Origin of the sequence: Paenibacillus amylolyticus (assembly GCF_001570725.1) — a bacterium.
Classification (GTDB): Bacteria; Bacillota; Bacilli; order Paenibacillales; family Paenibacillaceae; genus Paenibacillus; species Paenibacillus amylolyticus_A.
In genome coordinates this window covers 3096945-3113384 of record NZ_BCNV01000001.1, presented here as the reverse complement: position 1 = coordinate 3113384, position 16440 = coordinate 3096945, and the positions used below count along the sequence as shown (strand labels likewise).

At 47.9% G+C, this 16440-nt stretch carries 20 protein-coding genes; 17 read left to right on the top strand and 3 right to left on the bottom strand.

The genetic code is table 11. The annotated features are described in order from the left end of the window. Nucleotides 1–31 precede the first annotated feature (31 nt). Together PAHA3_RS13825 and lipB are read left to right on the top strand one after the other, a co-directional pair. Nucleotides 32–1477: a dihydrolipoamide acetyltransferase family protein gene (locus tag PAHA3_RS13825; protein ID WP_062835244.1), complete on the top strand. Its 1446-nt coding sequence runs from the start codon at nt 32–34 to the stop codon at nt 1475–1477. A gap of 111 nt (nt 1478–1588) precedes the next feature. Further along, nucleotides 1589–2296 carry a lipoyl(octanoyl) transferase LipB gene (gene lipB / locus PAHA3_RS13820; RefSeq protein ID WP_062835243.1) on the top strand — a complete coding sequence of 236 codons (708 nt, stop codon included), beginning with the start codon at nt 1589–1591 and terminating at the stop codon, nt 2294–2296. Between the two features lie 26 nt (nt 2297–2322). Here the strand turns inward: lipB and prli42 are convergent, their stop codons facing one another. Continuing rightward, nucleotides 2323–2424, bottom strand: coding sequence for a stressosome-associated protein Prli42 (prli42, locus tag PAHA3_RS30220; RefSeq protein WP_017687624.1), 102 nt, complete (start codon nt 2422–2424; stop codon nt 2323–2325). 80 nt (nt 2425–2504) lie between these two features. Between prli42 and PAHA3_RS13815 the strand changes: the two genes are divergently transcribed. Then, nucleotides 2505–3638, top strand: coding sequence for a M20/M25/M40 family metallo-hydrolase (locus PAHA3_RS13815; protein ID WP_062835242.1), 1134 nt, complete (start codon nt 2505–2507; stop codon nt 3636–3638). A gap of 138 nt (nt 3639–3776) precedes the next feature. On the opposite strand, the gene PAHA3_RS30215 is transcribed toward PAHA3_RS13815, so the two are convergent. After that, on the bottom strand, nt 3777–3911 hold the full coding sequence (locus tag PAHA3_RS30215) for a Z-ring formation inhibitor MciZ (RefSeq protein ID WP_153028216.1): 135 nt from the start codon (nt 3909–3911) through the stop codon (nt 3777–3779). Nucleotides 3912–4033: 122 nt separating this feature from the next. On the opposite strand from PAHA3_RS30215, the gene PAHA3_RS13810 reads away from it, so the two are divergent. The 11 genes from PAHA3_RS13810 to sigF all read left to right on the top strand — a co-directional run bounded on the left by PAHA3_RS13810 (nt 4034) and on the right by sigF (nt 12741). Then, complete coding sequence (locus PAHA3_RS13810; RefSeq protein WP_051447058.1) at nt 4034–4627, top strand: NUDIX domain-containing protein; 594 nt, start codon at nt 4034–4036, stop codon at nt 4625–4627. A gap of 2 nt (nt 4628–4629) precedes the next feature. Continuing rightward, nucleotides 4630–5859 (top strand): endonuclease Q family protein, encoded by a 1230-nt coding sequence (locus PAHA3_RS13805; protein ID WP_062835241.1) that lies wholly within the window; start codon nt 4630–4632, stop codon nt 5857–5859. 213 nt (nt 5860–6072) lie between these two features. Beyond that, the gene (gene spoIIM / locus PAHA3_RS13800) at nt 6073–6702 is read left to right on the top strand and encodes a stage II sporulation protein M (RefSeq protein WP_017687629.1); all 630 of its coding nucleotides are present in this window, start codon (nt 6073–6075) and stop codon (nt 6700–6702) included. Nucleotides 6703–6809: 107 nt separating this feature from the next. Beyond that, on the top strand, nt 6810–7277 hold the full coding sequence (fur, locus tag PAHA3_RS13795) for a ferric iron uptake transcriptional regulator (RefSeq protein ID WP_062835240.1): 468 nt from the start codon (nt 6810–6812) through the stop codon (nt 7275–7277). A gap of 158 nt (nt 7278–7435) precedes the next feature. After that, nucleotides 7436–7678, top strand: a complete 243-nt coding sequence (locus PAHA3_RS13790; RefSeq protein ID WP_017687632.1) for a DUF4227 family protein — start codon at nt 7436–7438, stop codon at nt 7676–7678. A gap of 75 nt (nt 7679–7753) precedes the next feature. Continuing rightward, complete coding sequence (locus tag PAHA3_RS13785; RefSeq protein ID WP_062835239.1) at nt 7754–8644, top strand: tyrosine recombinase; 891 nt, start codon at nt 7754–7756, stop codon at nt 8642–8644. Nucleotides 8645–8773: 129 nt separating this feature from the next. Continuing rightward, nucleotides 8774–9598, top strand: a complete 825-nt coding sequence (locus tag PAHA3_RS13780) for a purine-nucleoside phosphorylase (protein ID WP_062835238.1) — start codon at nt 8774–8776, stop codon at nt 9596–9598. 302 nt (nt 9599–9900) lie between these two features. After that, nucleotides 9901–11022 (top strand): D-alanyl-D-alanine carboxypeptidase family protein, encoded by a 1122-nt coding sequence (locus tag PAHA3_RS13775; protein WP_235599489.1) that lies wholly within the window; start codon nt 9901–9903, stop codon nt 11020–11022. Nucleotides 11023–11165: 143 nt separating this feature from the next. Further along, entirely contained in the window at nt 11166–11519 is a 354-nt protein-coding gene (gene spoIIAA, locus PAHA3_RS13770; RefSeq protein ID WP_017687636.1) for an anti-sigma F factor antagonist, read from the top strand. After that, complete coding sequence (spoIIAB, locus tag PAHA3_RS13765) at nt 11516–11971, top strand: anti-sigma F factor (protein ID WP_036672324.1); 456 nt, start codon at nt 11516–11518, stop codon at nt 11969–11971. The genes spoIIAA and spoIIAB overlap by 4 nt, the downstream gene beginning before the upstream one ends. Before the next feature lie 14 nt (nt 11972–11985). Continuing rightward, nucleotides 11986–12741: an RNA polymerase sporulation sigma factor SigF gene (gene sigF, locus PAHA3_RS13760; protein ID WP_036607856.1), complete on the top strand. Its 756-nt coding sequence runs from the start codon at nt 11986–11988 to the stop codon at nt 12739–12741. Nucleotides 12742–12829: 88 nt separating this feature from the next. On the opposite strand, the gene PAHA3_RS13755 is transcribed toward sigF, so the two are convergent. Beyond that, nucleotides 12830–13759 (bottom strand): EamA family transporter, encoded by a 930-nt coding sequence (locus tag PAHA3_RS13755; RefSeq protein ID WP_062835236.1) that lies wholly within the window; start codon nt 13757–13759, stop codon nt 12830–12832. Nucleotides 13760–13867: 108 nt separating this feature from the next. Here PAHA3_RS13755 and PAHA3_RS13750 point away from each other — a divergent pair, with 108 nt between their 5' ends. The 3 genes from PAHA3_RS13750 (at nt 13868) to PAHA3_RS13740 (ending at nt 16436) form a co-directional block, all read left to right on the top strand. Next, nucleotides 13868–14776, top strand: a complete 909-nt coding sequence (locus PAHA3_RS13750; RefSeq protein WP_062835235.1) for a helix-turn-helix domain-containing protein — start codon at nt 13868–13870, stop codon at nt 14774–14776. A gap of 594 nt (nt 14777–15370) precedes the next feature. Continuing rightward, the gene (locus tag PAHA3_RS13745; RefSeq protein WP_062835234.1) at nt 15371–16027 is read left to right on the top strand and encodes a stage V sporulation protein AA; all 657 of its coding nucleotides are present in this window, start codon (nt 15371–15373) and stop codon (nt 16025–16027) included. After that, entirely contained in the window at nt 16008–16436 is a 429-nt protein-coding gene (locus PAHA3_RS13740; protein WP_026080996.1) for a stage V sporulation protein AB, read from the top strand. Before PAHA3_RS13745 ends, PAHA3_RS13740 begins: the two co-directional genes overlap by 20 nt. Nucleotides 16437–16440: the final 4 nt, after the last annotated feature.

The following is a 16440-nucleotide window of genomic DNA, read 5'->3' as shown; positions in this document are numbered from 1 at the left end:
GTTTAAAAGTAAAGTTTGGAGTGATAATCAAATGGCTGAACGTATGAAATGGATCGAGGTCATTATGCCGCAATTGGCGGAATCGCTGGTCTCGGCTACCATAGGCAAATGGTTGAAAAAACCGGGCGACCGTGTGGAACAGTACGAGCCGATCTGTGAAGTAATCACCGATAAAGTCAATGCCGAGATTCCATCCACCGTGGATGGAATTATGGGTGACCTTTTGGTGGAAGAGGGCACAACGATTGCTGTTGGTGAAGCAATCTGCCGCATGCAGGTCGCTGCTTCCGACGAAGAAGCGGCCGAGCAGGTAACACAAGTATCGCAGCAACAGGAGCAAGTGCAGCATCATGTGAGCCATCCTCCTGTTGTTGCCTCAAATACAGCAGGACATGATCCCAACCAGCCGATGCGTAATCGGTATTCCCCGGCAGTGCAATCCTTGGCAGCAGAGCATGGCTTGAACTTGCAAAGCATCCAGGGCACTGGGGCCGGTGGTCGTATTACCCGCAAAGATGTGCTGACATTTGTTGCACAGGGAGGTAACGCGGCTGGATCGTCTGCACAAGCATCATCTGCAGCAGTACAGCATGCGCCTTCTGGTGTGCCGTCTGCATCTCCATTCAGCGGAGTGAATCGTGGAAATGGAGAAATGGGTTTAACCGCCGGAGAAGCAATCTCAGCGTCCGATGCAGGTGTTCCTGTGAGACATTCAGGCATTCATCTAACCGAAAGTCCGAAAATTCCACAGATCGAAGTGGAAGGTGGCGGCCAGGGAAGATCGGAGTATTTCATCGATGTTACCCCTGTGCGTAATGCCATTGCCCGGAATATGCGTCAAAGCGTATCGGAAATCCCGCATGCGTGGACGATGATCGAAGTAGATGTAACGAATCTCGTGATGCTGCGCAATAAACTCAAGGATGAGTTCAAGCGTAAGGAAGGCATCAATCTGACGTATCTGTCCTTCATGATGAAGGGAGTCGTTAACGCGATTAAAGACTACCCGATCATGAACTCGGTATGGGCAGTGGACAAAATTATCGTCAAACGGGACATTAACCTGTCCATGGCAGTAGGAACCGAAGATTCCGTACTTACACCGGTTATCAAACATGCCGATCAGCGAAATATTGCAGGTCTGGCCCGTGAAGTGGATGAACTGGCTCGCAAAACACGTGAAGGAACGTTGAAGCTGGACCATATGCAAGGTGGTACGTTTACGGTGAACAACACGGGGTCATTCGGATCGATCCTGTCCCAGCCGATCATTAACTATCCGCAGGCAGCGATTCTTACATTTGAGTCGATTGTCAAGAAACCAGTGGTTATTAATGATATGATCGCTGTTCGTTCGATGGCTAACCTGTGTCTGTCGCTGGATCACCGAATCCTGGATGGCGTAATCAGCGGACGTTTCTTGCAACGTGTCAAAGAAAACCTTGAAGGATATACCATGGAGACCAAGGTGTATTAAGTAAATAGTTGTCGGGGAAGTGTATGTGCCGGAGGCCGTGCACTTTTCCTGCTGTCTACGGACAGGTGCTCAATTGTACACTGAACCTGAAGCAGAAGGGTGTGGGGAATCATGAGCAAGCCGCTGGATGTTGCATACATACCGATGCTTGATTATGAAGAGGCTTGGAACCGCCAGAAAGCGATTGTACAGCGATTGGACGAGGGCGAGGGAGCGGAGCAGATGCTGCTTTTACAGCACCCGCCAACGTATACGATCGGTTCACAAAATCATCCGGAGCATCTGCTTCTCAGTCCGGAAGAGTTGCGCGAGCAAGGGATCTCTTTGTTTCAAATTGACCGTGGCGGTGATATTACTTATCATGGTCCGGGCCAGTTGGTAGGCTACCCGTTATTGGTTCTTGGTCGGGATGAAGACTTGGATTTACACGCATATTTACGTAAACTTGAGCAGGTGCTTATGGATTATCTCGCAGACCAGGGCATTGAAGCCGGACGCAAAGAGGGTTATACGGGTGTGTGGATTGGCGATATGAAGATTGCTGCAATCGGTATCAAGTTTAATCGTTGCAAACACCGCCGCGGTTTCGTGACCAGTCATGGATTTGCTTTTAACATCACCTCAGGCATTCAACATGCTGGTTTTCAGGGAATCGTTCCTTGTGGAATTGAGCAGTATGGCGTTACCTCTCTGGAAGATATAACGGGTAAGTCCTATGAAGTGGAGCAAGTAGCGCGCGAGATTGTTCCGTACTTTAATCGCATTTTTCCATATGAGATTAATTGGGTCACCGAAAAAGAAGCCCTTCAACGTCTGTAAACAGACCATCGAAAGGCTTCAAGTTGCTATCCGAACAGTAACGGTTCGAGAGCTATGAAAAGGGTGGACCCGATCATGGCGATCAGCATGAGATAGATGATGATTTTGAACCATTTCTTTTTTTGCATGATGAGAGAACTCCTTTCAACAAAGTAAACAAGCCATAGTAATTGTATTGTACCGCATCCACGAGAGGGAGGAAAGTCCTATGATTAATCAACAACGTGTGATCGATCAGTTCATGGAACTGGTGCAGATTGATAGTGAAACGAAAAATGAACAGAACATCTCGAATGTGTTAAAAGAACAGTTTGCAGAGCTTGGTCTTCATGTCTATGAGGACGACACCATGGAGCAAACCGGCCATGGCGCCGGAAACCTCGTCATTACCTGGGAAGCCGAAGGAACAGAAGGGGTTGCACCGATCTTTTTCACATGTCATATGGACACTGTAACGCCGGGACAGGGAATTAAGCCTGAACTGGGTGAAGATGGCTGGATTCGCAGTGATGGAACAACGATCCTGGGAGCAGATGACAAGGCAGGGATTGCGGCGTTGTTCGAAGCGATTCGTGTGATTCAGGAAAATAACATTCCGCATGGCAAAATTCAATTGGTCATTACAGTTGGCGAAGAGTCTGGTCTGGTAGGTGCACGCGCCATGAATCCGAAGGATATCGATGCTGCGTTTGGTTATGCGCTTGACTCCAACGGTGCTGTGGGCACGATCTGTGTAGCTGCACCGGCCAGAGCTGAAATTCAGATGAGCATCTATGGGAAGTCCGCACATGCGGGCGTGAACCCGGAAGACGGAATCAGCGCCATTCAGGTTGCAGCGAAAGCCATTGCAGCCATGAAGCTTGGACGAATTGATGATGAGACAACCGCGAACATTGGCAAATTCCAGGGTGGATCAGCACTCAACGTGGTATGTGACTTTGTGCAGATTGAGGCGGAGGCCCGCAGCATTGTACAGGAGAAAGTGGAATTGCAGGTTGCACAGATGCGTGAAGCGCTGGAAACGACATGTCGCAAACATGGTGCAACGGCTGAATTCAGAAGCGAGATCCTGTATCCTGCATTTGGTTTCCATGATGAACATGAAGTTGTGCAGCTTGCGCAGCGTGCCATTCGCAGTATTGGGCTAGAGACAAGTACGTTTGCTTCCGGTGGTGGCAGTGATGCCAATATCTTTAACGGATTCAACATTCCAACTGCGAACCTGGCGGTAGGGTATGAGGATATTCATACAACCAAAGAACGCATTCGTGCCGAAGATATTGTAAAGTTGTCCCAGGTGGTCGTGGCTATTATTCAGGAAACGGCAGCAGACAAGAAATAATGTGTACTTCTTAGACAAAAGTCCGAACCCGGTCTGTACGGATTCGGACTTTTTGCGAATTCATGTTATATTTCAAGGGAGAAAACTTGTTAATTTAGTGTCAAATTGAGTCAATGGGTGAATGGATTAATGACCTATTCATTTGCGTCCAGCGAGCAGATCAACTATCTTGGCATCCGGGCCCCACTCGCGCAACCATTGCTTGAGTATGAGCTGTACTTGCCGGGCTTGTCCTACCACGTGTAAGGATTGAGGCGTCATATAACTATTCATCGAAAGTCCCCCTGATTCGTTTATATTTGCTCTGAGAATTCTATACGCTCACCATATGCCCAAAATCAGTGATTTATACATTAACCGAATATATAATCCTACAATATGGAGTTGAAGAACGAATGAAACCAAATCAATCTGCCCAATCCATCCATGCTGCGCAACCTGCCAATCCCAAGCTGGATGAAGTGACCGTATCCACCAAGCCAATCTTTGAGGGAAAAGTGATTTCACTTCAGGTCGATACGGTTAAGCTTCCGAACGGTCAGACGGCTACACGTGAGATTATCCGGCACCCTGGCGCTGTGGCTGTACTTGCTCTAAACGGAGATCGCATGCTTGTTGTGGATCAGTATCGTCAGGCAATGGGACGCACCGAAGTAGAGATTCCTGCGGGTAAACTGGATCCGGGTGAAGAACCGGAGGTTGCAGCAGCACGTGAACTGCGAGAAGAGACAGGATATGTGGCCAAGTCGCTACGTCATTTACGTTCGTTCTATACTTCACCAGGGTTCGCAGATGAAATTATTCATCTCTACATCGCAGAAGAGCTTGAAGCAGGAGACATGGCGCTGGACGAAGATGAATTCCTTGAAGTTGCCGAAATAACTCTGGAGGAAGCCTATGCGCTCATGGACGAGAACCGGATTAGCGATGCCAAAACGATGATGGCCGTGTATGCGTGGGACCTTTACAGAACGACAGGACGGTTCTAAGAATGCAAGATCAATTGGCAACGTCCACCTTGTGGGAACCCTGCTATACAGACCTGCATATTCACATAGGACGTACGTCTCGCGGCGAGGCCGTTAAAATCAGTGGCAGTCGGGATCTGACATTTGAGAATGTTGCTCGGGAAGCATCGGATCGCAAAGGAATTCATTTGCTTGGTGTTATTGATTGTCATTCTCCAGTTGTACAGATGGATATTGAGCAGTTGCTGGAGAGTGGTACGATGTCCGAGATTGAGGGAGGCGGCATTGCCTACCAGGACACCACCATTTTGTTGGGTACAGAGATTGAGCTGCGCGAGCCTGGAATGCGTGAGTTCCATATGCTGGCGTACTTCCGTGATCTGAAAACGATGAAGTCCTTCACGGACTGGATGAAACGTTATATGAAAAATGTGAATCTCAGTTCTCAGCGTGTCTACGTGCCCGCTCTAGAGATGCAAGCCGAGATTAAGGCACGTGGTGGGCTTATTGTGCCTGCACATGTATTTACACCGCATAAAGGTATCTATGGCAGTACAGCCCCCCGTATGGGCGATGTGCTGGATACCCGTCTTGTGGATGCTGTCGAGCTGGGCTTAAGCTCTGATTCATCGATGGCCAGTTATATTCAGGAATTGGATCACGTTCCGTTCCTGACCAATTCGGATGCCCACTCTCTCGGTAAGATTGGACGGGAGTATAACGAACTGCAAGTTGCTGCCCCTTCTTTTGATGAGTTCCGTATGGCACTTCAAGGAGAAGCTGGCAGGAGCATTGCTGCCAATTATGGACTGAATCCAAGGCTAGGCAAGTATCATCGTACCTACTGTGCAGCATGTGGCAGCATTATGGATGATCAAGCGATGTCAGCAGAGCGTTGTCCGCACTGTGGTAGTCTGAAGCTGGTTCAGGGGGTGCTGGACCGCATTCTGGCAATCTCTGATCGGGAGAATCCTCAGGTTCCTGCAAACAGACCTGCCTATCATTATCAGGTGCCACTAGAGTTCATTCCGGGACTTGGCAAAGCCAAACTGCGCCAACTCCTGAACCATTTTGGTACGGAAATGAATGTACTTCATCGCACCCGTGAGGGAGAACTTGCTGCGGTTGTAGGACCTGTGCTGGCAGGCCTAATCGTGGCCGCACGGAACGGACAACTGGAGTTGTCCTCCGGAGGTGGAGGCACGTATGGTAAAGTTGCTGTTCAGGTGAAATCTTCAGAATATATAAATTGAACTAAACATTTACACATAACAGCGATCGAAAGGTTGTTCTGTCATCGTAGTGACCCGTGTAATACTCCAAGGTTCCACTCATATAGCTTCGCTTCACGTAGAGCCAATCTGGACAAGAAGTCATACAGGTGCGTTCCGGTTCATAAGAATGACTATGAGGATGGATTTGAGAATCCTTGCAGCATGATAACCGGAAAGGGGACTCGTACCTGTATGCGCTCTTCTTACTTTACATTTAAAGGTCAGACTTCGTTATATGTATTCGTGGCTGTCTTGTTTCTGGTCGGCGTCATTTTTGGCGCACTCATGGTCAATGCATTGTCTCTTGAGCAACGTCAGGATCTGGAGGGTTATCTCGGCAATTTTTTCATGACCGTGCAGCACAGCGCACAAGTGACTGAGACGGGGGCATATTGGGATATTGCCATGCTTCATCTGAAATGGGTAGGTCTGATCTTTATTCTGGGTTTATCCGTCGTCGGATTGCCCGGTATACTGGTTCTGGATTTTCTGAAAGGTGTGCTCATTGGATTCACAGTGGGGTACCTTGTTGGGCAGTATTCCTGGAAAGGGCTGCTGTTTGCATTGGTGTCCGTGGCACCGCATAATTTGTTCGTCATTCCGATTCTGCTGATCTGCAGTGTGGCGGCCATGACGTTCTCGTTATACATCATTCGTAATCGTGTTTTGATGCAGCGAACACCGGGTCGACAAAGGCCGTTTGCTTCATATATAGTGTTAACTTTGGTCATGGCTGCACTGCTACTCGGCGTGGCGTCTTTTGAAACATGGGTTACACCTGCGATGATGCGCTGGGTCACACCAATGCTACTACCAGCCTAACGTGCATCGTATAGTGTAAAATGTTGACTTTAATTACGCACTCCCCCTATAATGAAAAGAGTGGGTTAAGTTGCAGTGTGCAGTGATTTCCTAGGGGGAGGGAGAAAATGGAAGCACGGATCGATAAAATTAAGCAGCAACTACAGTCCCAAGGATATAAATTAACGCCCCAGCGGGAAGCCACCGTAAGAGTACTTCTTGAGAATGAAGAAGATCATCTGAGCGCAGAAGACGTATTCATGCTCGTTAAAGAAAAGGCTCCCGAAATCGGTCTGGCAACCGTGTACCGTACCCTCGAACTGCTGAGTGAGCTGCATGTTGTAGAGAAAATCAACTTCGGCGACGGTGTAGCGCGTTATGATCTGCGCGGAGATACATCCAAGCATCACCATCATCACTTAATCTGTGTTCAATGCGGAAGTATGGATGAAATACGTGAAGACTGGCTTGGACCGCTTGAAGAGCGTTTGGAGCAGGAATTTAACTTTTCGGTAGTAGATCACCGACTGGACTTTCATGGAATTTGTTATCGTTGCAAAGCTAAAAATGAACAGAAACCCAAAGATGAAGAATAACATAGCATATCTTCAAGCTCTCACCGGCGGTTTTGACGGGAGAGCTTTTTTGGCACCGGAGTGATCTGGAGTTTACCCCGAATGGCATAAACCTGAGTTTATGGACATACCCTGATTCAAGGACAATACCGGATTCGAATCAGGAGGGGGACACGCCCATGATTATATCAGTGCGGAGAGGGCTCCGTTTTATTCGATTTATTATATTTTTTGCTGCATTAGTTTATCTGTTCTATCATGTTTTGGACCTGTTCAATGGTTGGATCTCACCTGTGGATCAGTATCAGATGCCGACTGGAAATGCGATCAAAGTATTTCAGGAAACGGATTGGCCAGGTAATGGAGAAGGACGTCCTACGATGGCGGAGCGTCTCCGTCTGTTCTATTGGTACGGGGAGTAGCTTCGAACAGCCAGGGATGCAAATACGGGAGCAGTCTGCCGAAGCGGCAGATCTGTCAGTTGAGGAGCGTTGTACATGAAACAGACGATACACGCCTATGCCTTATACTTGGAAGATGATAAAGGGATGTCTAGCAGCACACTTGAATCGTATCTCCGAGACGTGGACAAGTTCATTGAATTTGTAGATAAGGAATATGGCATACGCGAAGCCGATCAGGTCAGACGCACGCATGTCGTCCTGTTTGCAGGTCAACTCAAACAGGCAGGACGTGCCAACGCAACGATTGCCCGCAGCATCGTATCTCTGCGCTCCTACTTTCATTTTTTGATGCGCCGGGGTGATATTATACAGGACCCTACGTTCGATGTGGAAGCTCCCAAAGCGGATAAGACGCCTCCACAGGTGTTAACCATCCCGGAGATCGAACAACTGCTGACAGCGCCTGATATTCGTTCACCGCAGGGCGTGAGAGATCGAGCGATGCTTGAGCTATTGTATGCTACAGGTATTCGGGTCTCGGAACTGATTGCGCTCGACATTCGGGATGTACAGCCTGGCATGCGCTTTATACGATGCGGTGGGGCAGGCAGGGAACGTATTCTTCCCATCGGTGCGCCAGCTGCACATTGGGCAAGTGTATATGTGGAGGAATTCCGCAATCAGTTGCTCAAAACCGATTCGGACGAGCAGGCACTATTCGTGAATGTGTCTGGCAGACGTTTAACCCGGCAAGGCTTCTGGAAGCTGCTCAAAAAAGCGGCGGTGGATGCGGGAATTTCGGAAGAAATTACGCCGCATACGCTGCGTCATTCGTTCGCAGCACACCTGATTGCCAATGGGGCGGATACACGTGCGGTTCAAGACATGTTGGGTCACGTGGAGCAGCCTGGACAACAATATGGCAATCATGGTCGCAAAACCATGAAAGAAATCTATGAAACCCATCATCCGAGGGCAAGATAGATTTTGACGCAGGGCATTCACAAATAAATGCGGAACATTGGGACGATTTAGGATAAAATAAATTGAATACATCTAAACGCCGTTATACATAAGACGGATCGTTTCAACTCAAGGAGGAACATACATCGCATGACAGCACTAAACCAACAAATGATTTCGGAAGCAGCATCTTATATTCAAAGCAAAAGCTCCATCAAGCCGGAAGTCGGTTTGATTTTGGGTTCGGGTCTTGGCGTACTGGCAGAACTGATTGAAGATGGCGTAAGTATCGCTTATCAGGATATTCCGCATTTTCCAGTGTCCACAGTAGAAGGACATGAAGGTGAACTATTGGTCGGAACCATCAAAGGTCGTCCAGTGGTGATGATGAAAGGCCGTTTCCACATGTACGAAGGATATGGTCCGGAACTGACAGCCTTCCCGGTACGTGTTATGAAGGAACTGGGTGTAAGCAGCCTGCTTGTAACGAATGCTGCAGGTGGCGTGAATACGTCGTATGAAGCTGGAGACTTGATGCTGATCTCGGATCACTTGAATCTTACAGGCAAAAATCCATTGATCGGACCAAATGACGCTGCACTGGGCGTACGTTTCCCGGATCTGTCGGAAGCATACAGCCGTCGTTTGCGCGCGCTGGCGAAGGATACGGCTGCATCACAAGGTTTTAACGTACGTGAAGGGGTATATGCAGGTATGCTTGGTCCGAACTACGAGACACCGGCAGAGATCAAAATGCTGCGTACATTGGGCGCAGACGCAGTGGGCATGTCCACTGTATCTGAAGTGATCGTGGCACGCCATGCAGGCCTGGAAGTGCTCGGTATTTCCTGTATCAGCAACATGGCTGCCGGAATTTTGGACCAGCCGCTGTCACATGATGAGGTGATGGAAACGACGGAGCGTGTTCGTGAGTCATTCCTGGCGCTGGTATTGGCTGTTATTCCGCAAATGTAAGCAAGTTTGAGTAGAGAAGGTTACCTTTCCGTATGAGAAATCATCGGGGGTAACCTTTTTTTTGTTGTGATGAACGTACGGTTACTCATTCGTTGAGTGCAGTGCGTTTTTTTGCGGTTGTCTCCTTTTCCACAAAAAGTTCGGGAAATCATAGGTAAGATGGAATAATTTACTGCAAACGCGCCGACAATGATTAGCAGTACATGCATGGAACATGCAGTAAGCAAGTCATTTGAGGAGGTAACCTTGTGAAGAAAAGAATAATGGCATCGTTCATGACCCTTTGTATCCTGCTGTCCCTTATGGCATCAACGGCATTGGCTGAAGAAACACCGAAGGCAGCGGGAGGAACGGATCTGGCCCCATCGGCGCGCTCTGCGATCTTAATGGATGCTGACACGGGAACCGTCATTTATGAGAAAAACAGTCATGATCAGCTGCCTCCGGCGAGCATTACGAAGATTATGACGATGCTGCTCACGATCGAAGCGATTGACTCGGGCAAGCTGAAGCTGACGGACAAAGTAAGAACGAGCGAATACGCAGCTTCCATGGGTGGTTCGCAGATCTTTCTGGAGCCCGGAGAAGAAATGACGGTCGACGATATGTTAAAAGGGATCGCGATGGCTTCAGGCAATGATGCCTCGGTAGCGATGGCTGAGAAGATCGCTGGCTCGGAAGAAGCCTTTGTACAGCTGATGAATGAGCGTGCGAAGGAGCTTGGTATGAAGGATACTCATTTTGCCAACTGTAACGGTCTGCCGGTCGATAATCATTATTCGTCCGCCCATGACATTGCCGTCATGAGCCGTGAATTGCTGAAGCATTCCGGGATTACGAAGTACACCGGCGCATATCAGGATTATCTTCGCAAAGATACAGAAAAGCCATTCTGGCTGGTGAACACGAACAAGCTGGTTCGTTTTTATCAAGGGGCAGACGGTTTGAAAACGGGTTACACATCCGAAGCGAAATTCTGCTTGTCTGCAACAGCATCCAAGGATGGACTGCGAGTCGTTTCTGTGGTACTCGGTGAACCGAATACCAAAACACGGAACAGTGAAGTGTCTTCGATGTTTGACTATGCCTTTAGTCAATATACGATGAAGGCTCTCTACAAGGCAGGGGATCTGCTGGGCAGTCTGAGAATCGAAAAAGGTGAAGTTGCCGAGTTGCCTCTGAATGCCACGCAAAATTATAGTGTGCTGATGCGCAAAGGAGCCAAATCCAACGACATCCGTCATGAATTGCTGGTTGCCAAAGAATTAAAAGCTCCGATCAAAGCCGGGCAAAGTATAGGTAAACTCGTGGTCTACCAGGGCAACGACGTGATTAAGGAGTTCGACATTCAGGCTCCGCAAGATGTGAATAAGGCTGGCTGGTGGAAGCTGTTCAAGCGGACGACGTCCAACCTGTTTGACTAAACGGCGATTTCTGCGAGATGCACGCATCCTTCGAACATATTTTGTAGTTAAATAGGGGTTTTCTTCTAGTTTTGTCGGGGGGCAGGAAAAGCCTTCGGAAGCGTAGAAATCCTTGTTCAAGACAGGGAGGAGAGTGAGCAAACGTGAACTTGCATGTGGAAATGGAACACCATCGCGGGATTCTGATTGTACGATTATCCGGGGAGCTGGATCACCATACAGCTGACATGGTACGGATGCAGATGGATGAAGCTATCCAGCGGAGACAAAGCGAGCATCTCGTACTCAGCCTGAAAGATCTGCAATTTATGGATAGTTCAGGTCTGGGTGTCATTTTGGGAAGATACAAGCTCATTAAGAATAAAGGCGGCAAGATGGTGGTATGTGACGTCAATTCGCCAGTGTACCGTTTGCTGGAAATGTCGGGTTTGTTCAAGATTATGCCGATATACGAAAATGAGGGAACTGCTCTCTCAGGTCTGGAGGTCGTCTCATGAATGAAGGAACAGGGACAAATTTCATGAATCTGCAATTCGCGGCCAAGTCAGAGAATGAGTCGTTTGCACGGGTAACCGTTGCTGCGTTTATCTCCCAGCTTGATCCAACGATGGACGAGCTCAGTGACCTGAAGACGGTCATTTCCGAAGCCGTAACCAACAGCATCATCCACGGATATAACAATAACTCCGAAGGTGTTGTGTCCATCCAGGCCGAGATTCGGGAAGACATGATTACCATTATTGTGGAAGACCGCGGTGAAGGAATCGAAGATCTTGAACTGGCCAAACAGCCGCTATATACGTCCAAACCCGAACTTGAGCGGTCGGGCATGGGCTTCACCATTATGGAAAACTTCATGGATGAATTCGAAGTCAGCAGTGAGCCCGGCAGAGGCACCTCCATCAAGATGAAGAAAAGGATTGAATCCAAGAAAGCATTGTATAATTAGGGGTTGGTGTTCTTATGGATGCTGAAGTGAAACCATCTTCACAGACCTATTTGGACGATGCCGAGGTCAAACGGCTGATTGCGCTCAGTCAGTCGGGTGACCATGTCTCACGGGATACGCTGGTGAACTGCAACATCAGACTCGTCTGGTCCGTCGTACAGCGTTTTATGAACAGGGGATATGACCCGGAAGATCTGTTCCAGATTGGTTGTATCGGCCTGCTCAAGTCAGTGGACAAATTCGATCTCAGTTATGACGTGAAGTTCTCGACCTACGCGGTGCCGATGATCATCGGAGAAATCCAGCGATTCCTGCGGGATGACGGTACCCTGAAGGTCAGTCGTTCACTGAAAGAGATGGCGAATAAAGTCCGCAAAAAAAGGGACGAACTGTCCAAACATCTGGATCGTCTGCCAACGATCAAGGAAGTAGCCGCAGAGCTGGGGGTGACCCCGGAGGAAGTCGTATTTGCCCAGGAAGCGAACAAACCACCGACCTCCATCCATGAGACCGTATTCGAAAATGACGGAGATCCCATTACGTTAATGGACCAGATTGCCGACGAGTCTCAGGAACGTTGGTTTGACAAACTTGCGTTAAACGAAGCCATCGGTGGTCTCAGCGAGCGGGAGCGGTTAATCGTCTATCTGCGGTATTACCGGGATCAGACGCAGTCCGAGGTTGCCAGCAGGCTGGGTATATCTCAGGTGCAGGTATCACGTCTGGAGAAAAAAATACTGCAATCCATTCGCGACCAGATCGCGCAGTGATTCGGGATTGCAACAACAACAATATTGGCGCTTATGCACCAATATACGACAACTAACAACCTTCTATCGCGCATTATGGCGAGGGAGGTTATTTGTTGTTACTATGGCTGGACCCTGAACGATTGGACTGCATGACCAGCATCATGCCAAGAATACATGCCATACCAATCCATTGATAGAAGCCAAAAGGTTCATGGAGCCATACGACGGTTGTTCCGACAGCAGCTAGGGGCTCTGCGCTCCCGAGCAGGCTAGTTTCCTTGGGTGTAAGGCTTTTGAGACTCGCAATATAAAACCAAAAAGCAATCATGGTTCCAAAAATGATCGTAAATATCAAATAACCGTAGGTTTCGAGCCTGATGCTGGCAAAATTCATTTGCCAAGGCGGGTGAATAAAGCTCATTCCCAGACCACCGATGATCATAGCCCATCCGACCACAACAAGTGAATCGAACTTTTTAATCAGTTGCACGGCATACAGCGTATAAAATGCAGCTGAAACCCCGGATAACAGCCCCCATATCACTGCGAGCCAGGAGACAGATAACTGCGTGAGCGAGCCGTTCGTCAGTAGGAGAAAACACCCACCGAGAGCGAGAACAGCGCATATAAGGTCATTGCGTGTAAGGGCAGACTGTTTCCGAAGTGCGATGTAAATCATAATCATGACAGGGGAGAGGTACTGCAGGAGTGTAGCCACCGCTGAATTGCCATGTTTAATGGATGCCATGTACGTATATTGCACGGCAAGCATACCCACCAATCCGAAAATGATCAGTTGTGCAGCTGTTTTTTTATTTCTCCACACATCAAAAATCTGAAATCGTCCATCTGTAAACGATTGAATAACCAGTAATAGTAACCCAGCGATCAACAATCGTACAGTGACATACCAATTGACTTCAATTCCATCCAGTTGAAACAGTTTTTGAGATACCGTACCCCCAATGCCCCAGCAGATGGCTCCGGTCAGAACAAGTATAATGCCTGAAATTTTGGTTTTTGCAGAAGTTGTCATTCTTGTTCGCCTCACCTTAAATATAAGAATAGTGTTATATTAAGGAGAAATGAGGTACATTAATATCAATATTACACTTAAAAATATAACTATATTGAGATGAGGCCCATGCAGAAGAGCGAATTTATCATTGATCAACATTTGAAAGAGATGACGCAACATCGTACCGATGCATTATCCGTAGCCTGTTATGAGACAACCATTATTCAAAATGTGCACGGACATATTCCACTCCACTGGCATGATGAATTGCAGTTTGTTGCCGTTCTTCAGGGTACAGCGTTGTTCCATATCAACGATCAAAAGAAGGTTTTGTCCAGAGGTGACGGGATTTTTATCAACAGTGGAATAATGCATATGGCCGAAGATCACGGTGCGAGCGAGAACTGCATCTATCTATGTTTGAATTTGTCCCCGCATGCTATGATGCCTTCGGATCTGTATATAAAGTACGTGCATCCATATGTAACAGCAACTAATTTGTCTTTTTTGTATATCGAAAGAGCTAACGCTTGGGGAGAACAGATCCTGGATGCTATTGCACGGATTAGAAAGGAGCTAGTGGAAAAAGTTCCATATTACGAAGTGAATGTTGCTTCTGCGTTGCTGAATATGTGGAAACTGCTGATGATGAACGGGTATTCTCTAGAACATGATCCATCGGAAATGAGCAGAAACAAGCGAATGAAAGACATGTTGCAATGGATTAATCTTAACTACGCCGATCCAATTAGGTTAGAAGATATTGCCAAGGCCGGCCAGTTAAGTCGATCGGAGACATGCCGTTATTTCAAGCTAATCCTGAAAACCACACCCATGCAATATGTGATCGAGTACCGCATCCAAAGAAGCATTGAACTATTGCAACTCTCCGAGCATAGCATCACCGAAATTGCCTATGAGGTCGGTTTTAACAGCACGAGTTATTACATTAACCAATTCCGCAAAACAATGAATGCAACGCCTTTACGATTTAGAAGGGAATTGAACAAAAGAGACAAAGAACATAATTACTGAGTTATTTTTCATGATTGATTCGTGAGCCTATCTGCCAATCCCAAAGAGTCGCCCATACGGCGACTTTTTTGATATGTAACAAAATGCTCCGCACTCAGTTGCGCCTCAACCCGGTCAAAAGGAGCGAAGCGTGAGGGCTCATCTAAGGATACATAAGCAACGCAGGCGGCAGATTAGACCTTGAAGAAGCGAAGCGCGCGCCTTTGTCTCCAAATTTCTACACAGTTGTATTCTAAGACGCATGCAGAAGACAAACTCCAACGTCATAGAATTTTGAGCAGAATAACCCCAAAATGCTCATCTTTCGATTCCCTTCCTGCCCCCTCCCCAGCATATTTATTTCAAACGTTTGGAAACGGGAGGACGATGGGTAGCGAAGGGATGGAATCGGTCAAAAGGAGCGAAGCGTTCGCCTTTAGCACCGGATTTCCTCCCTGAAAAGGAGAGTTCAAGAAATCCGGGGATAACAGCGACCAATGACCGATCCATCCCGCAGCGTCAACTCAGCCTTCCACCTTTTTTCCAACCCGTTTGTAATAAATTTGCACATTCTTCAAATACTAACCTAAATTACGCAGTAAAGGAGTGCTATGGATGTCCCAGACACCCACTCCAATGGTCTACGTTCGTCTGCGCAGCCGAATTCGCATCCAGAGGGGCAGAGCAGTCAAGCTTGGAGACATTGCACATGTGCTGACCTCTTCCGAAGACCAGGAGGACAGGCTGCTGGAGCTTGAACTGCTGCACCCTGGACCAGAGGATGGCAATCTGATCCTCATTGATATATTGCAGATTATTCCCCGAATTCGGAACATCTTGCCTGAGGTAAGCGTGGAACTGATTGGATCAGGCCATACGCTTGTTGAAGTCATTGCGGGAAATGGTCAACCTTCCAAGTCGCTGTTCATATTGGTTTGGCTGCTGTTGTTCTTCGGGTCGGCCTTAACGATCATGAATTTTCATGCCGATGTGAACATGCAGGAAGTACAGATTCGAATTGTGGAGATGCTCACTGGGCATCGGGACGAACATCCTTATCTGTTCCAAGTGGCGTATTCTATCGGCATTGGATTCGGTATGGCGGTATTTTTCAACCATTTGTTCAAGAAGAAATGGAATGAGGAGCCTACTCCGCTGGAAGTGGAGATGTTCCTATACCAGCAAAATGTAGATAAATATGTGGTGATTGAAGAAAGCGAACGGATGCACGAACAGGAACGCAGGGAGATGAATGCGGATGAGCGTTCTTAATGGAGCAATCAGCATTGTACTGGGCATTGCAGGGGGGATTGCCGTAGGAAGCGGCGTGATTGCGCTCATTCTGGTGCTCGATATGATTCCCAGATTGGCTCAACTTACGCAATCGTATGACAAGACCCACTGGTACGAAGGGGCGCTCATAGGTGGTTCACTGCTCGGGACGGTGGCGGACTTTTGGCACTGGAAAATGCATGGGGTGCTGCTGCTCAGCCCGATCGTTGGATTGTTCTGTGGTGTGTTCATCGGTCTGCTCGCCGCAGCACTCACCGAGGTACTTAATGTACTGCCCGTGCTAGCCAAACGATTAGGCATGAAACCTTATTTGTTTGGATTACTGCTTGCTATGATTTTGGGCAAAATGACAGGTTCCCTGTTTGATTTTTTTATATATCAGCGGTAACTCG